Raw genomic sequence first — 18,055 nt, 5'->3', positions numbered from 1 at the left:
AAGCGGTAAATATTTGCTTTGGTCATAAATTTTAGCTTTATGGTTGAAGAAAAGAGTAGATTCTTTCAATTGCTATTGTCGCTGATAACCAATTATAAATCTAAATAAAATACCATAAAGGTGTAAATTATTTAATGAGCAAAATATTAGTCTTTTTCTGGCTTTCTTTATTCAGTTTTCCAATTTTTGCACTGGACATTAAGGTTGCTTATTTAAGTTGCGGGTACCGGATTAACCCAATCGGGATCGATTTTGTTTCTCCGAATTTGAGTTGGAAATTACTGTCATCAAAGCACAATGTAATGCAAACTGCCTACCAGTTATTGGTTTCAAGCAGTTTGGTTAATCTGAATAAAAATATCGGCGACGTTTGGGATACAAAAAAAGTGAATTCTGGTCAGTCGATTCAAATACAATATAAAGGTGCTAAACTTATATCAACAAAGACTTATTATTGGAAAGTTCGTGTTTGGGATAGTTTCGGAAATCAATCTGCCTGGAGCGCTAATGCTTTTTGGCAAATGGGTTTGCTTAACCCGGAAGATTGGTTCGGTGCAAAATGGATTGCTTTCGAAAAGCTTGTGGACTCGAACGTGAACACGCTTCCAACGGATGGCAAAAAGGATAAATACTATGCAAACAACATTTTGCCAATGTTTCGTAAAGATTTTTCTGTTGCTAAAGCCATCAAAAAAGCAACGGCTTTTATTTCGGGCTTAGGTCATTTCGAAATGACTCTAAACGGCAATAAAGTTGGCGTTGACTTTTTAGCGCCCGGCTGGACAAAATATGATAAAGAGGCTTTGTATGTTTCGTATAACATTACCAAACAGCTTCGAAAAGGGAATAATGCGATTGGCGTAATGCTTGGAAATGGTTTTTATTATGTTCCTCCAGTTAAAGAACGGTATAGAAAATTAAAGGTTGCATACGGTTATCCGAAAATGATTTGCCGTGTTTTGGTTGAATACACCGACGGTACTTCTGCAAATATCATCAGCAACCAGAGTTGGAAAACGGCTCCCTCACCAGTTACATTTTCAAGTATTTATGGCGGTGAAGATTACAATGCAAATCTCGAACAAAAGGGATGGGATTTAGCCGGATTCGATGACCGGCAATGGAAATCGGCTTTGTTGGTTGATGGACCGAAATTAAATGCACAAAAGGAAGAGCATGTAAAAGTGTTCGATAGTTTTACAGCACAAAATAGTACAGCTGTTGCTAATGGCGAATGGGTCTACGATATGGGTCAAAATTCATCAGCTATTATCGAGTTGAAAGTCCGAGGCAAAAAGGGAGATACCGTTCGAATTACGCCAGCCGAATTAATAAAAGCTGACGGCTCGGTAACGCAGAAAAATATCGGCGGACCATCTTACTTTACTTACGTTTTGAAAGGAGATGGTATAGAAGTCTGGCGGCCAAAGTTTTTTTATACTGGTTTTCGATACCTTCAGGTGAAAGGCGCGGTTCCAACAGGAAATGAAAATGCGCAAAACAAAGCGATAATCGAAAATTTAAAGGCTTTGCACATTCGAAATGCAGCGGAACCAGTTGGCAAATTCGCTTCGTCGAATGAGTTGTTCAATAAAACTTTTAAGCTAATTGACTGGTCTATAAGAAGTAATATGGTTAGTGTTTTTACGGATTGTCCACATCGGGAAAAGCTGGGTTGGTTAGAGCAATTGCATTTAATGGGCAATTCTGTTGGCTACAATTATGACGCTGCACCCTTATTCAAAAAAGCTTTGCAGGACATGAAAAATTCGCAGTTGCCAAACGGCTTAATTCCTGAAATTGCACCAGAATATGTGAAATTTGAATGGGGTGGTGATATGTTTCGCGACTCGCCTGAATGGGGAAGCAGTGGTATTTTGTTGCCATGGTATTTGTATCAATGGTATGGCGATAAGCAGGCGTTGAAGGAATATTATCCGATGATGCAGCGATACATTAATTATTTAGCTACCAAAGCAGACAATCATATTTTGTCTCAAGGTTTAGGCGATTGGTATGATTTGGGGCCGCAATCGCCAGGCGTTTCTCAATTAACACCAATGGGTGTTACAGGAACTGCCATTTACCATTACGACTTGAAAATTTTAGAAAAAATGGCAACGATTTTGGGTAAAAAAGCAGATGCTTCAAGTTATTCAAAATTGGCAGTCAAAGTAAGAAAAGCTTTTAATGATAAATTTTTCGACCCTAAAACCAAGCAATATGCAACGGGTTCGCAAGCTGCTAATGCCATGGCAGTTTATATGGGTTTGGTTGAGGATAAGGATAGAAATGAGGTTGTCGATAATTTGGTTAAGGATATCCGAGATCGGAAAAACAGTTTAACTGCCGGCGACATTGGCTACCGTTATGTTTTACGTGTTTTGGAAGATGCTGGAAAATCAGATGTGATTTTTGATATGAACAGCCGATCTGACGTACCGGGTTACGGAATGCAAATTGCCAAAGGCGCAACCGCTTTAACCGAATCATGGGCGGCACTTCCAACGGTTTCAAATAATCATTTTATGCTTGGGCACTTAATGGAATGGCTTTACAGTGGGGTTGGCGGTATTCGTCAGGCGGAAAATTCAGTTGCTTTTAAGCACGTTGTGATTGAGCCGGAAATAGTTGGCAACTTAACTTCTGCAAATGTAAGCTACTATTCGCCATACGGTGAAATTTCATCTGCCTGGAGAAAAACAGATAAAGAATTTACGCTGGAAGTTAAGGTTCCGGTAAATACAAAAGCAACGGTTTACTTTCCGGCTTTGCCAGAAACAGCTATTGCTGAAGAATACAATGCAACATTTACAGACGCCGGTGTTGAGAACGGGAAAACCAAAGTTTCCATTGGTTCGGGTTATTATAAATTTAATTTAAAGTACAAATGAGAACGATAGGTTTAATCCTTTTACTTTTTGTTTGGGCTATAAAATCGAATGCTCAAAACCTAAATCCGGTTTCGCCTGATGAAATGGAAAAAATTTATAAGGAAGTAAAAACGCCATATAAATATGGCTTGGTTATGGTTCCTGAAGATACAGAACACAAAATGGATTGTCCGACCATATTTAGAAAAGGCAAATACTGGTACATGACTTACCTGATTTTTAGCGGTCGTGGTTACGAAACCTGTTTATCACGAAGTAAGGATTTAATACACTGGGAGAATCAAGGCAAGCTGATGTCGTTCGGAGATACAGGCTTGTGGGATGATAATCAAAAAGCGGGTTACAATGCGTTGTTGGATCTGAAATGGGGTGGAAGCTATGGCGTAAATCAATTTGATGGTAGGTATTGGATGTCGTATTTTGGTGGAAAAGAGAGGGGATATGAGGTAGAACCACTCTCAATAGGAATGGCTTACACAACAAAACATCCATCTGTTGTGCAGGAATGGAATCGCTTGGATAATCCCGTTTTAACTTCCGCTGATGCCGATGTACGTTGGTGGGAAAATCGTAATAAGCTTTTTAAAAGTACAGTAATAGAAGATAAGAAAAGATTAACAGGCCATCGCTTTGTGATGTATTACAATGCTGTCGGCGATTCTTTAGCCAACAATAAAAAAACACGTTGGTACGAGCGAATCGGTATGGCAGTTTCGGATAATATGGTTCATTGGACGCGTTTCAATAAAAATCCTGTGGTGCATCATCCTGCCGGAATTACGGGCGATGCGGTAATCCAAAAAATTGGTGATAACTACGTGATGTTCTATTTTGGTGCTTTCTGGCAAGATAGAAAAGGTTCGTTTAATCGTTTTGCTGTGTCGAAAGATTTAGTAAACTGGACCGATTGGACTGGAGATAATTTGATTGAATCATCGGAGAGATATGATGAGTTGTATGCTCATAAATCTTTTGTGCTAAAATATAAAGGCGTGGTTTACCATTTTTATTGTGCGGTAAACAAACAAGACCAACGCGGAATTGCTGTTGCAACCTCAAAAGATTTAGGCAAAAGTAAAGTAAACTTTGTAAGTGGAAATTAGAATGAAGATGTTGAACAATTTTAGGGTTTTGGTTTTCCTGATAGCGGCGTTGTCAGTGTTTAATCATGATAAGGCAATCGGTTCAGTCATTTCTACTGAAGCGAAGCGGAATGGAAAAACCTTTGTACTTGATTTTGCTGGACAAAAGGATTTCTCCGCTGCGGTCAAAATGACGACTCGCCCAGTAAAACCAACTCCTGTCCCTCGAACCAGAACAAATTTCAATAAAAACTGGAAATTCTTTTTAGGTGACGAACCTGGGGCGAAATCTCCAGCATACAGCGATTTAAAATGGAGAAGACTCACCTTGCCACACGATTGGAGCATTGAAGGGAAATTCGACGAAAAAAATCCCGCGAAACCAGAAGGCGGTGGACTTCCAACTGGAATTGGTTGGTATAGAAAAGAATTTACAGCGCCAGCTGACTTTCAAAACCGATTAATCAGCATCGAATTCGACGGGGTGTATAAGAATAGTGAAGTCTGGATTAATGGTAAATACTTAGGCAAAAGACCTTATGGCTATTCATCATTTTCTTATGAAATAGGCAAATTTTTAAAATCCGGTAAAAACGTCATCGCTGTCAAAGTTGATAATTCAGCACAACCAGATTCCCGCTGGTATTCAGGATCCGGGATATATAGAAATGTGTGGTTAACCTCGACAGCAAAAGTTTCGGTTTCTAACTGGGGAACTTTTGTAACTGCAGATCAATCTGGCAAAGTTAAAATTCAGACGCAGGTTCAGAATAAAACCTTAAAAACACAAACCGTTGCAGTAACGAATACCATTTCTAATGCCGAAGGAAAAGTAATTTCTGCTACTGTACAGCAAGCGCTAAAAATTGATACGTCAGGTTCATTAATCAACGGAATTTTCGAGGTTAAAAATCCCATTTTGTGGTCTGTGAAAAATCCATATCAATATAAACTGGTTACACAAATTGCCCGGAATGGAAAAATAATTGATAAATATGAAACCAGATTCGGCATCCGATCTTTCAATTTTGATGCTGACAAAGGCTTTTCTTTAAACGGCAAACCGATGAAGTTATTAGGCGTTTGCCTGCACCACGATTTAGGTGCCTTAGGTGCGGCGATAAATACGCGAGCAATGGAACGTCAGTTGGAAATTATGAAAGCGATGGGCGTTAATGCCATTCGAACTGCGCATAATCCACCAGCACCAGAGTTTTTAGATTTATGCGATAAAATGGGTTTCCTGGTGATGGATGAGGCCTTTGATATGTGGGCCAAAAAGAAAACCAAAAACGATTACCATTTAAATTTTCGAGAATGGCATAAATGCGATTTGGAGGATATGATAAAACGCGACCGTAATCACCCATCTATTATTCTTTGGAGCATTGGAAATGAAATTCGCGAGCAATTTGACAGTACAGGCATTGCGATTACCAAAGAGCTGGTATCTATTGTTAAAAATTTAGACACTTCTCGTCCGGTAATTTCAGCACTAACAGAAACGGATGCGAAAAAGAACTTTATTTATCAAGCCAATGCACTTGATGTTTACGGACTAAATTACAATCATAAACTTTATAAAGATTTTCCTAAAAACTATCCTGGAGTAAAATTTCTGGCTACAGAAACGACATCTGCTTTAGAAACCCGGGGTTTTTACGATACAGCAGATACCATTCGCCGTTGGCCTAAAGATGGAAAAACTAAATTTACCGAAGGCAATAAGGAATGGTCTGCGTCATCATACGATAATGTTTCGGCCTATTGGGGTTCTACTCATGAAGAAACGTGGAAGGAGGCAAAAAAATACGATCACGTTTCCGGTTTATTCGTATGGACAGGTTTTGATTACCTAGGAGAACCGTTGCCTTATCCATGGCCGGCCAGAAGTTCCTATTTCGGCATTGTGGATTTAGCCGGTTTTCCGAAAGATTCTTATTATATGTACCAAAGTGAATGGACAGACAAACCTGTTCTGCATATCTTACCGCACTGGAATTGGGAAAATGGAAAACCAGTTGAGGTTTGGACATATTACAATCAAGCTGACGAAGTTGAGCTGTACCTCAACGGGAAATCTCTGGGAAAAAAATCAAAACAAAATGATGATTTGCACGTGCTTTGGAAGGTAAATTTCGAACCAGGTACGCTTAAAGCGATTTCCAGAAAAAACGGTAAGGAAGTTTTAGTTCGTGAAGTAAAAACTGCAGGAGCTCCGGCAAAAATTGAGCTGATTGCCGATAGAAAAAATATAAATGCTGATGGTAAAGACTTGTCATTTGTCACTGTTCGCATTTTGGATGTAGCTGGAAATTTGGTTCCGAACGCCGATAATTTGATAGATTTTAAAATAGAAGGTGTAGGATTTATTGCAGGGGTTGATAACGGTTTTCAGGCCAGTTTAGAGCCTTTTAAAGCGAGCTACCGCAAAGCCTTTCATGGTTTGTGCTTAGCCATTATTCAATCTACAGAAAAGGCTGGTTCTATTAAATTTACTGCTACATCACAGGGTTTATCTTCTTCATCAGTCACAATTAATACGGGAAAATGATGGGGACACAAAATTTTTTTACCACTAAGGCACTGAGAACAAAAAGTCTTTTAAAAACTTTTTCTTGCTGTATTTTGTGCCTTTGTGGTTCATTACTGACAAGCAACAAAGCCTCTGCTCAACTCGTTGATAAAACACCTACAGCCGTTCAAAAAGCACCTCAAATCTATAATAAAGAACCGTGGGAAGACCAATTAATTAGCGGCATCAATCGTGATGCTTCCCGTGCCACCGCATATTCTTTCACGAATATTGAAGATGCAAAAAAAGGAAATCGTAATAAGTCGACCAGGATGATTTCACTGAACGGCGACTGGGATTTCTCTTTCGCAATTAAGCCTGATGATGCGCCAAAAGACTTCTATAAATCCCGCGTAAGCGGATGGAAGAAGATCGAAGTGCCGTCAAATTGGGAGATGAAAGGTTACGATAAACCGATTTATAAAAGTGCAGTCTATCCTTTTCGTCCGGTTAATCCTCCAAATCCGCCGATGGACTATAACGGCGTTGGAAGTTATCAGCGAACGTTCTCTATTCCCGAAAATTGGAAAGACATGAACATTACCTTGCATTTTGGTGGCGTTAGTTCTGGTTATAAGGTTTGGGTAAATGGTAAATTTTTAGGCTATGCCGAAGATAGTTTCCTATCCTCTGAGTTTAATATAACACCTTATTTGCAAGCCGGAGAAAATATCCTGTCTGTTCAGGTTATGCGCTGGACTGATGGAAGTTTTCTTGAAGACCAAGACCATTGGCGTTTGAGTGGAATCCATCGCGAGGTAATGCTTCTGGCTGAACCGAAACTTAGAATTGCAGATTTCTTCGTTCAAACCAAATTAGACAAGGATTATAAAGATGCCACTTTAAGCATTCGCCCAAGAATTGAAAACCTGACCGCTAAAGAAGTTAAAGGTTATAAAGTCAAAGCGTCATTGTTTGATAAAGACGGAGCAGCAGTTTTAGATAAGCCACTGGAAAGGAGTGCAGAAAGCATTATCAACGAAATCTGGCCCCGTCTGGATAACGTAAAGTTTGGTCTGCTCGAAAGTAAAATTAAAAATCCTGAAAAGTGGAGTGATGAAGAACCGAATCTCTACACATTGACCATTTCATTGGAAGATAGTTTGGGTAAAATCCTTGAGGTTAAGAGTTGTAAAATCGGATTCAGAAGTATCGAATTTTCTAAAACAAACGGCAAACTTTTAATCAATGGAAAGGAGACTTATTTATACGGAGTTAACCGCCCGGATCATCATCCGACAAAAGGAAAAGCTTTAAGTCGTGAGGACATTTTAGAAGATGTGCAAACCATTAAACGATTTAATTTCAACTGCATTCGCACCAGCCATTATCCGATGGACCCGTATTTTTACGATTTATGTGATGAATTCGGAATTTTAGTAATCGATGAGGCGAACCTGGAAACGCATGGTTTAGGCGGCAAATTAAGCAACGACCCAACATGGACTTCTGCTTATTTAGAGCGTAGCAGCCGAATGGTTATGCGTGATAAAAACCATCCTAGTATTATCATCTGGAGTTTGGGAAATGAATCTGGCAGCGGGCCAAACCATGCGGCAATGTCGGCATGGATTCACGATTTTGATATTACCAGACCAGTACATTATGAACCAGCGATGGGAAATCCGCGTTTGGATGGTTACATGGATCCAAGCAATCCAGCTTATTTAAAGCCTAACGATCATTCGCATCGGTTACAAAACCCGCAAGACCAGCCTTATGTAGATCTCGTGAGCAGGATGTATCCGAGCACTTACACACCTAAAATGTTGGCAGAGCAAAAAAATGACGATAATCGGCCGATTTTCTTTGTGGAGTACGCACACGCGATGGGCAATTCAGTTGGAAACATGAAAGATTTCTGGGATATCTTCCGTTCTACACCAAGAATTATCGGTGGCGCCATTTGGGAATTTAAAGACCAAGGGATTTTACAAACCGATAGTGCCGGTAATAAATTTTACGCTTATGGCGGCGATTTTGGCGAAAAGTATTTCGATAATTTTACTATAAAAGGGGTTGTAAATTCTGATGGAAAACCGAAAGGTGCAATGTTCGAATGCAAACGTGTTTATCAAGGAGCACAAACCGATTTGGCAGTCGGAGCCAAGGCGCTTATCAAAATTACCAACAGATATGCAGTTAAGAATTTGAACGCTTATACGGTTACTTTGATCGTTCGAAAAGATGGTTCCGTTCTAAGACAGAAAGTTTTACCTCCAATAAATTTAGCCGCGGGAAGGGATACTTTATTGAATATTTCGAAATATTTGCCGAGAATGGAATCGAGTTCAGAGTATTTAGCTGATGTCCATTTCACTTTAAGTAAAGATGAACTTTGGGCAAAGAAAGGCTTTGAAGTAGCCTCAAATCAGTTTGCACTAACCGGTTTGGCCGAAGCTAAAATCATTGATAAAATTACCCCTCCAGAATATACAGGGAGCGCAGATTTAGAAATTTATTCTGGACAAAATTTTGAAATAGGAATTAGTAAGAAAAACGGTGCTTTAATTTCCTATAAATGGAAAGGTGAGCAGCAAATTTTCGCCCCGCTGCTACCTCACTTTACCCGTCCGCTTACGGATAATGATAAACGAGGATGGAAATCGAACAAAAAATTGAAGCAATGGTATCAGAATGACTTGGAATTTAAATCAAGTTCGGTAGGGAAATTCGATGGAAAAAATGGATCCGGCTTGCAAATTATAAGTGAATATAGCCTGATTAACGACAGTGCAAAAGTTAGAGTCAGCTATGGAATTTCATCAACAGGTATTATTAAAGTCGATTTTGCTTTAACTGTGAAACTAGGTTTACCGAATATTCCGAAAGTAGGCATGCAAACGGGCATTTTTAGCAATTATGATAACATTTCCTGGTATGGTAAAGGCCCGATGGAAAATTACATCGACAAAAATTATGGCTCTGATGTAGGAATTTACAACGAATCTGTTAACGATTTTATGGAGCATTATGCCGTTCCGCAGGAAAATGGAAACCGTACCGATGTTCGTTGGATGTACTTTTCAAATCCTGCAAAAAAGCGAGGTTTAGTTTTCATCGCAGATAGTCTGCTGAGCATGAGTGCAAGTCCTTACACGGATGAAAATGTTCAGGCGGCGAAACACACAAATAAGTTAAGAGATGCCGGTTATTTAACTGTAAATGTCGATTTAATACAAATGGGCGTTGGTGGAAACGACAGTTGGAGTGATGTTGCCGCACCACTGCCGCAATATCAAATCCCGGCAAAAAATTATAATTACGGCTTTTATCTATTGCCTTTTGAAGGTAAAAAAGAAGAAGTGAACAATAAAGTAAAACGAATAAAATTTTAGTACAACAAGTATAAACGGTTGTTTTGGATACCAAAGGGTTGACGAAATCAATGCAAAAAAGAGATTGATTCGTGCCTTGCAATGACGGCCAGTTTCAAAACATTAAACTTTAGATTAAGTGGAGAAGACAATTAACTTAAAAGGAATAACCTGGAATCATAGTCGCGGGCTTTTGCCTATGGTGGCTACGGCACAGCGTTTTTCCGAATTATACCCGAATGTTAACATCGCCTGGGAGAAAAGGAGTTTGCAGCAGTTTGCCGATTTTTCTATTCAGGAACTGGCAGAAAGATTTGATTTACTAGTAATCGACCATCCCTGGGCTGGTTTTGCAGCGAAAACGAAGTCGATAGTGCCCTTAGATTTTTATCTTTCTGATGATTATCTTACTGATCAGGAGCGAAATTCGGTTGGTCAGTCTTACGAAAGTTATTTCTATGATGAACATTTATGGGCACTTCCGATAGATGCTGCAACCCCTGTTGCGGCTTCCCGACCAGATTTGTTTGCCGATAAAGGTTTGGAACTGCCGAAATCATTCGAGGACTTATTAGCGCTTGCCGATAGGGGATTAGTTGCCTTTGCTGGAATTCCGATCGATGTGCTGATGAACTTTTACACACTCTGTTGCTCTCTTGGCGAAGATCCTTGTCAGGGCGATGACGAAGTAGTGTCGCAGGAAATGGGTGTTAAAGCCTTAGAAATGTATCGCGAATTGGCTTCGAAGATGGATCCGGCAAACTTCAATAGAAATCCAATTCAAGTTTATGAAGCGATGACTTTAACAGATGAAATTGCTTATTGCCCCTTTGCATATGGCTATTCTAATTATTCAAGAAACGGATATGCCCGCAAAACCCTACATTTTCACGATATGATTTCCCTGGATGGAAAAACAAACTTAAGAAGCACTTTAGGTGGGACCGGTTTGGCGATATCTTCCAAGTGTGAGGCGCTTGACGTAGCAGCCAAGTATGTCGAATTTGTGGGTGCTCCAGCCTGTCAATCTACCTTGTTTTTCGAAAACGGCGGCCAGCCAGGGCATTTAGCAGCCTGGAAAAATGAAGAAGTTAACCGCCAAAGTCACAATTATTTTTTTAATACTTTACCGGCTTTACAGCGGGCATTTCTTCGTCCGCGTTATCATGGCTCCATGTTTTTTCAAGATCACGCAGGCGATGTAGTTCGCGATTATTTAATGAACGGTGGAGATGAAATGGGGGTTTTATCAAAGATGAACGAATTGTATCAAAAATCTAAAACTCTGGTATTATCATGAACAGGCCGCTAGAAGGACTTTTAGTTTTAGAGTTTTGCCAGTTTTTGGCAGGACCATCTGCCGGCTTAAAACTAGCAGATTTAGGCGCCCGGGTAATAAAAATCGAACGCCCGAAAACCGGTGATGCCTGTCGCCAGTTATCAATAAAAAATCTTTTCGTTGATGATGATAGCTTGCTTTTTCATACCATTAACCGCAATAAGGAAAGCTATGCAGCCGACCTAAAAAATCCGGATGATTTAGAAAAGTTGCGGAAATTAATCAGCAAAGCTGATGTGATGACGCATAATTTTCGCCCCGGAGTGATGGAGAAAATAGGCTTGGATTATGATCATGTTCAGGCCATCAATCCTAAAATTATTTATGGAGTGGTAACCGGTTATGGAAACGAAGGTCCCTGGAAAAATAAACCAGGTCAGGATTTATTGGTGCAGGCAGTTTCAGGATTAACATTTTTATCGGGCGTTGATACCGATGGACCCGTTCCTTTCGGGCTTTCTGTTTCTGATATTATGTGCGGAAATCATCTCGCTCAAGGCATTTTAGCCGGCTTAATTAAGAGAGCAAAAACCAATAAAAGTGTTTTGGTCGAAGTGAGTTTACTGGAGTCGATTTTAGACGTGCAGTTTGAGGTGATCACCACCTATTTAAACGATGGCGGGAAACTGCCAGACAGAAGTGGGGCAAAGGGGAGCGCTCATGCCTATTTAAGTGCACCTTACGGGATGTATGAAACCAAAGATGGCTATATTGCCATGGCGATGGGAAATCTTCCTAATATTTGTACCATTATTAAATGTGATATTTCCGATTTGTATGTTGAAGCTGGTTCAGCTTTCGAAAATCGGGATAAACTGATTGTTCGTTTAGCCGAAACTTTCAAAAAGGAAGAAACTAAAAACTGGGTTAATCTTTTAGAAAGCCACGGAATTTGGTGCGCAGAGGTGTTGAATTACCAAACGGCTACTGCATTAAATACTTATAAAAGTTTGCAAATTGAACAACAGCTGGATTTGGGTGAAGACCTGAAAATCAAAACGACAGTAAGCCCTATTAGGTTTGATAATGAAAAATTATTTGCCTCGAAGGCGGCGCCCAAATTGGGTTTTAATACGTCGGATATTAATAAAGAATTTGAATTAGAGGAACATACTTAATCAGTTATCATTCTGAAGGCGGTGAAGAATCTGCAGGTTCAGAAATACAACTTAAAATAAAATTAATAAATCGGTCGTCATTTCGACTGGAAGCGAAGCGAAATGGAGAAATCTTCGAACACAGTTGAAAAGATCTTCCCAAACGGTCGAGATGACGACCGCTTTTAGCTCAAAATGACAACATTGATAAATAGACAAAATTATGAGACCGCTTGAAGATTATTTAGTTATCGATTTCAGCCAGTTTCTTTCAGGTCCATCGGCGAGTTTACGGCTGGCGGACATGGGCGCTCGGGTAATCAAAATTGAACGTTTAGGGATTGGCGATATCTGCCGTACCCTCTATACTTCTAACTTGATTATGAACGGAGAATCGTCTGTTTTTCATGCCATCAATAGAAATAAAGAGAGCTTTGAAGTAGATTTAAAGAACGAAGAAGATCGGGATATGGTGCGTGAGCTGCTAAAAAAAGCAGATGTGATGATCCACAATTTTCGCCCCGGTGTAATGGAGCGTTTAGGCTTTGATTATCCTTCAGTTAGTGCCTTAAATCCAACCATTATTTATGGCGAAGTTTCAGGCTATGGAACTGATACCGAATGGAAAAACAAACCTGGTCAGGATTTACTTCTACAATCCGTTACCGGACTCACATTTCTGACAGGAAATGCAGATAGCGGGCCTGTGGCAATGGGTTTATCTATTGTGGACATGTTGGCTGGTGCGCATTTGGTGCAAGGGCTTTTAGCTTGTCTGTATCGCAAAGCGATAAGAAATGAGGGCGGTTTTGTCCAGGTAAGCATGATGGAATCGGCCTACGATTTTCAGTTTGAAACCATTACCACCTTCATGAATGATGGCGGCGCTTTACCAGAACGATCCAAAAGAAACAATGCCAACGCTTATCTCGGTGCACCTTATGGCATCTATCAAACCGAAAATGGCTATCTGGCTTTAGCAATGGGTTCAATTCCTCAGTTAGGTCTGTTATTGGGCTGCGAAAAGCTGGAAGATTACGTGGAATTGAAGGAAGCTTTTGATAAAAGAGACGAAATTAAAGCGGCTTTAGCAGAACATCTGCTTACCGAAACTACTGAAAAATGGCTTTCTATTTTAGAACCAGCAGATATTTGGTGTGCTGACGTATTAAACTGGAATGCATTGATGACTCACGACGGTTTCAAAGTATTAAACATGATTCAGGAAGTGAATATGGAAGATGGTTATAAATATGAAACCACCAGATGCCCAATTCGCATTGACGGTGAACTGTTAATATCCAGCAAAGGTTCTCCAAAATTGGGTCAGGACAACGAGAGGATTATAAAAGAATTCATCACGCAGAAAACGATTGCCAATGCATAACCAAATGGAACGTTTTAAAATAGCTGTCCGGAAATTTGCGCCTTTTGAAGTCGCCATACAGAAATTCTGGGATCAATATTGCGAATTTTCAGGCTGCACCCTACAGTTGGAAATGGTGGTGATGGATTTGCACGAACTCTATGATAAAACCATTTCAAAAAAAGGTTTAGCAAATGGAGATTTTGATATTGCCCACATCAGTACAGATTGGGTTTTAGAAGGTTATTCTCATCAGGATTTTGAAGTGCTTAATCCTTACATCAACAAAAATAAACCTCAAGATTTTCCTAGAGGATGGAGCAAGTCTTTATTAACATTGCAGCGTTTTGGTTGGGAAGTGGTAGGCTTTCCCTTTCACGATGGACCAGAATGTTTCATTTACAGAAAAGACTTATTCGACAGCAATCTTGAGCAAACAAGATTTTTGGCAAAGTACGGGAAGCCATTGGAAGTGCCGAAAACCTGGGAAGACTTCCATCAAATTGCCCAATATTTTAACCGTCCTGATGATAACCTCTACGGAAGCATTTTTGCCTGCTATCCTGACGGGCATAATACGGTATTTGATTTTTGCCTGCAATTGTGGACAAGGGGCGGGAGCCTAACAGATAAAAACGGATTTATCCAGCTTAACGCAGAGGCGGCGATCAGCGGCTTAGATTTCTACCGAAAAATTGTTAATGATAAAACAGCGATCCATCCAAAATCAGCCGAATTCGAATCGGTAGCCGCTGGAACAGCTTTTTCGCAAGGAGAAGCGGCCATGATGATCAACTGGTTTGGTTTTGCAGCGATGTGTGAAGTAGATGCAAACTCTAAGGTGAAAGGAAAAGTTGATGTTGGCTTGTTACCAGCGGCGGAGGGTAAAAATTCTGCTTCGTTAAATGTTTACTGGCTTTACACCATTGCCAAAGGCAGTAAAAATAAGGATCTTGCTTATGATTTTCTTCGCTTTGCTATAGCTCAGGAACAAGATAAACAACTTACGCTGGAAGGCGGAATTGGCTGCAGAATTTCAACCTGGCATGATCCGGAAATTAACGCCATTATTCCTTATTACCACAAACTGGAAATGTTGCACGAGGTGGCAAATATGCTACCACAAAAAGAAAACTGGGCGGCAATAGCCGCTATTATTGATCAAATGGTTTTGCAGGCGGTAAATACTGAAACGCCAAGTGAAGCGCTAATTTTAGAAGCGCAAAGCCAGATAAATAAAATTGATAAATGAGTATTGATATAAAATATAAGCCGCAATTACCATCAACAAAGCAGCCAATTATTATTATTGGTGCCGGTGGCATCGTTGCGGATGCGCATCTTCCAGCCTATAAAATCGCGGGTTTTGAAGTACAAGGCATCGTAAACCGAACCAAAGAGCGGGCTCAGAAATTAGCAGATGCTTTTGGTATTCCAAATGTATACAATTCTGTAGCAGAAGCAGTGGCGGCAGCGCCCGCAAATGCAGTTTATGATCTTACAATCATGCCAGAGCAATACCTTGAAACCCTCAAACAATTGCCAGATGGAAGCGCTGTATTAATTCAAAAACCAATGGGTGATGATTTTGCCCAGGCAAATGAGATTTTAGCACTTTGCCGTTCAAAAAATCTGAAAGCAGCTATTAATTTTCAACTTCGTTTTGCGCCTTTTGTAAGTGCAGCTAGAGATCTGATTGAAAAAGGGCTCATTGGTGAACTTTACGATATGGAAGTTCGGGTAACGATTAAAACGCCATGGGAAATTTTTCCTCATGTAATCATTCATCCGAGGCTTGAAATTCAATACCATAGCATCCATTATGTAGATCTGATCAGATCGTTTTTGGGTAATCCGAACACTGTTTTAGCAAAAACTTTGAGACATCCCGCGAAAAATTTATCATCTTCACGGTCTACAATTTTATTAGACTACGGGGATACGCTCCATGCGGTGATCAATACCAACCACGATCATGATTTTGGACCAAACCACCAGGAGAGTTACATTAAATGGGAGGGTACAAAAGGTGCAATTGTGGCAAAAATTGGCCTGTTAATGGATTATCCTCATGGAGTGCCAGACGTGTTCGAGTATTGTATTGTAGAGGAAGGTAAATCGCCTGAATGGAAAACGGTAAAATTAGAAGGCTCTTGGTTTCCGGAAGCTTTTATTGGAACGATGGCAAATTTGATGAGGTATAACGAGGGTTCGAGTGATGTGTTGTATACCAGTGTTGAGGATGTGATTCAAACGATGGCGGTGGTGGAGAGTGCTTATCAATCGAGCGATATTGGAGGGGTGAAGGTTAAGTAGGCATCTCGTCATTGCAAGGCAGGGGATGAGCGAGCCGAAGCAATCTGCTTTTCAAGAGAGATTGCTTCGTTTCGATGAAAAATCGAAAACTCGCAATGACGGAATTATAATAAAAAATAATAAAATGTATTTCAAATCAATATTCTTTGAAGATTACCAATTGCAAGATAAACGTATAACGCTTGGGCGAACGATCACGGAAACCGATTTCGTGGTTCACGCCGGCCATACCGGGGATTTTTTTCCGCACCATATGGATGCAGAATGGTGCGCTACGCAACCTTTTAAACAAAGAATTGCCCATGGAACAATGATTTTTAGCATCGGAATTGGATTAACTGCTTCAGAAATTAATCCAGAGGCGATGAGCAAAGGCTACGATAAACTGCGGTTTGTAAAACCAGTTTTCATTGGTGATACCATTCATTCAGAAATCACAATTTCTGAAAAGGGCGATAGCAAAAGACCAGAATACGGCACCGTAACTGAACACGTAGAAATAATCAACCAGCATGGAGACGTAGTTTTAGTCTGCGACCATTTGCTTGTAGTAAAGAAAAAATAATTAGTTCATTAGTCAATAGTTCATTGGTTTGAGTGCTGATATTGATAGTCTTAACAAAAAGGCCAAAAACACCAAACGGACAAATATATAGGTTAGACATGCACTAATGAACCAATGACTAATGAACCAATGAACTAACAAATAAACCAAATATAATGAACCACAACACACAGCCAGAAATTGTAACTGAGGGCGATCCTTCATCAAGAAAAAAATACCTGTTGCCTTTTATTTTAGTAGTCAGCCTTTTTTTTCTTTGGGGAATGGCGCACAACTTAGATTCGATATTAATTCCACACTTAAAAAAGGCATGTAACCTGAGCAACAGTCAATCTACATTGATTGATACATCGGTTTTCTTTGCCTACTTTTTAATGGCGATACCCGCAGGTATGATCCTAAAAAAATGGGGCTATAAAGCGACGATGATTTCTGGTTTGTTGGCTTTTGCTTTCGGTGCATTTCTTTTCGTTCCTGCAGCAAATAACCTATCGTATATTACCTTTTTAATTGCGCTATTTATCATAGGATGTGGCTTAACAATGCTCGAAACCTCAGCAAATCCATATGCCGCAGTTTTAGGTAATCCTTCAAAAGCAACAAGCCGATTAAATTTAGCTGCTTCATTTAACGGTTTGGCCGCAATGGTTGCCCCACTTATTGGCGGCTTGTTCATCCTTTCGGGGAAATCGCATACCAAAGAAGAACTCGCAGCAATGACAGAAGCTGGTCGGAACAACTATTTTTTAGAAGAGGCTGCATCTGTTAAAACCCCATACATCACCCTGGGAATTATTTTGCTTGTTATTGCAGTAATATTTTATTTTATTCATTTACCCGAAATCAAAACTAAAAGTATTGATGGCGAAGCCAAAGGGAGCTTTTTCGGCGCATTACGCCATAAACATTTGCGATGGGCCGTTATTGCACAGTTCTTTTACGTAGGCGCCCAGGTTTGCGTAACCAGCTTTTTTATAAGAATGGCGCAGCAAGGTGGTGGATTTGATGAAAAAACAGCTGCATCATATTTAGCCATTTATGGGTTATTATTTACCGTTGGCCGCTTCGCAGGAACAGCTCTTTTACAATTTATAGCATCAAACAAACTGCTGGCAATTTATGCTGTCATTTCTGTTGCATTAAGCATCGTGGCCATTACCGGAAGTGGCGTCGTAATCGTTTATGCATTAGGCGGTTTGGGTTTCTTCATGTCGATCATGTTCCCTACCATTTTCGCCTTGGGAATCGATGGTATAGGAGAGGATACAAAACCTGGTTCGTCATGGCTCATTATGTCAATTGTTGGCGGTGCGATATTACCATTTGGAATGGGTTCCCTCATCGATCATTATGGAGATAATATCCAAATTGGTTACAGTATCCCGTTAGTTTGTTATTTAATTATTCTTTATTTCGGATTAAGAGGTTATAAAATCGCCCATAAATAGATCAGAAAATATTCGCCATTGCCTGCCTCCAATTGAAGGCATGGTACAAAGCAGAT

At 40.0% G+C, this 18,055-nt stretch carries 11 protein-coding genes; all 11 read left to right on the top strand.

What is annotated here, in order from left to right:
• Positions 1 to 134 precede the first annotated feature (134 nt).
• Entirely contained in the window at positions 135 to 2,894 is a 2,760-nt protein-coding gene (locus ASF92_RS05975) for a family 78 glycoside hydrolase catalytic domain (RefSeq protein ID WP_056089398.1), read from the top strand.
• Positions 2,891 to 3,997 (top strand): hypothetical protein, encoded by a 1,107-nt coding sequence (locus ASF92_RS05970; RefSeq protein WP_056089395.1) that lies wholly within the window; start codon positions 2,891 to 2,893, stop codon positions 3,995 to 3,997. Before ASF92_RS05975 ends, ASF92_RS05970 begins: the two co-directional genes overlap by 4 nt.
• Before the next feature lie 7 nt (positions 3,998 to 4,004).
• A complete protein-coding gene (galB, locus tag ASF92_RS05965) occupies positions 4,005 to 6,530 on the top strand; it encodes a beta-galactosidase GalB (protein ID WP_231729751.1) in 2,526 nt (841 codons plus the stop codon).
• Positions 6,527 to 9,889 (top strand): glycoside hydrolase family 2 TIM barrel-domain containing protein, encoded by a 3,363-nt coding sequence (locus ASF92_RS05960; RefSeq protein ID WP_231729750.1) that lies wholly within the window; start codon positions 6,527 to 6,529, stop codon positions 9,887 to 9,889. The genes galB and ASF92_RS05960 overlap by 4 nt, the downstream gene beginning before the upstream one ends.
• 118 nt (positions 9,890 to 10,007) lie before the next feature.
• Entirely contained in the window at positions 10,008 to 11,168 is a 1,161-nt protein-coding gene (locus tag ASF92_RS05955; RefSeq protein ID WP_082489472.1) for an ABC transporter substrate-binding protein, read from the top strand.
• Positions 11,165 to 12,325, top strand: coding sequence for a CaiB/BaiF CoA-transferase family protein (locus ASF92_RS05950; protein WP_056089391.1), 1,161 nt, complete (start codon positions 11,165 to 11,167; stop codon positions 12,323 to 12,325). The genes ASF92_RS05955 and ASF92_RS05950 overlap by 4 nt, the downstream gene beginning before the upstream one ends.
• A 202-nt stretch (positions 12,326 to 12,527) precedes the next feature.
• Entirely contained in the window at positions 12,528 to 13,691 is a 1,164-nt protein-coding gene (locus tag ASF92_RS05945; RefSeq protein WP_056089388.1) for a CaiB/BaiF CoA-transferase family protein, read from the top strand.
• 4 nt (positions 13,692 to 13,695) lie between these two features.
• Positions 13,696 to 14,922, top strand: coding sequence for an extracellular solute-binding protein (locus tag ASF92_RS05940; protein WP_056091007.1), 1,227 nt, complete (start codon positions 13,696 to 13,698; stop codon positions 14,920 to 14,922).
• Complete coding sequence (locus tag ASF92_RS05935) at positions 14,919 to 15,986, top strand: Gfo/Idh/MocA family protein (protein WP_056089385.1); 1,068 nt, start codon at positions 14,919 to 14,921, stop codon at positions 15,984 to 15,986. Before ASF92_RS05940 ends, ASF92_RS05935 begins: the two co-directional genes overlap by 4 nt.
• Before the next feature lie 124 nt (positions 15,987 to 16,110).
• Positions 16,111 to 16,551, top strand: coding sequence for a MaoC/PaaZ C-terminal domain-containing protein (locus ASF92_RS05930; RefSeq protein ID WP_056091006.1), 441 nt, complete (start codon positions 16,111 to 16,113; stop codon positions 16,549 to 16,551).
• A gap of 155 nt (positions 16,552 to 16,706) precedes the next feature.
• Positions 16,707 to 17,999, top strand: a complete 1,293-nt coding sequence (gene fucP / locus ASF92_RS05925; RefSeq protein ID WP_056089382.1) for an L-fucose:H+ symporter permease — start codon at positions 16,707 to 16,709, stop codon at positions 17,997 to 17,999.
• Positions 18,000 to 18,055: the final 56 nt, after the last annotated feature.

The sequence above is a fragment of the Pedobacter sp. Leaf176 genome (assembly GCF_001424305.1).
In the GTDB taxonomy this organism is placed as follows: Bacteria; Bacteroidota; Bacteroidia; order Sphingobacteriales; family Sphingobacteriaceae; genus Pedobacter.
Note: the sequence above shows the minus strand (reverse complement) of the source record. Positions and strands in the feature narration are given on the sequence as shown.

Coding starts and splice junctions, on each gene's coding strand:
- ASF92_RS05975 (WP_056089398.1), top strand. CDS start 135: ATGAGCAAAATATTAGTCTTTTTCTGGCTTTCTTTATTCAGTTTTCCA.
- ASF92_RS05960 (WP_231729750.1), top strand. CDS start 6,527: ATGATGGGGACACAAAATTTTTTTACCACTAAGGCACTGAGAACAAAA.
- ASF92_RS05945 (WP_056089388.1), top strand. CDS start 12,528: ATGAGACCGCTTGAAGATTATTTAGTTATCGATTTCAGCCAGTTTCTT.
- ASF92_RS05950 (WP_056089391.1), top strand. CDS start 11,165: ATGAACAGGCCGCTAGAAGGACTTTTAGTTTTAGAGTTTTGCCAGTTT.
- ASF92_RS05935 (WP_056089385.1), top strand. CDS start 14,919: ATGAGTATTGATATAAAATATAAGCCGCAATTACCATCAACAAAGCAG.
- fucP (WP_056089382.1), top strand. CDS start 16,707: ATGAACCACAACACACAGCCAGAAATTGTAACTGAGGGCGATCCTTCA.
- ASF92_RS05940 (WP_056091007.1), top strand. CDS start 13,696: ATGGAACGTTTTAAAATAGCTGTCCGGAAATTTGCGCCTTTTGAAGTC.
- ASF92_RS05930 (WP_056091006.1), top strand. CDS start 16,111: ATGTATTTCAAATCAATATTCTTTGAAGATTACCAATTGCAAGATAAA.
- galB (WP_231729751.1), top strand. CDS start 4,005: ATGTTGAACAATTTTAGGGTTTTGGTTTTCCTGATAGCGGCGTTGTCA.
- ASF92_RS05970 (WP_056089395.1), top strand. CDS start 2,891: ATGAGAACGATAGGTTTAATCCTTTTACTTTTTGTTTGGGCTATAAAA.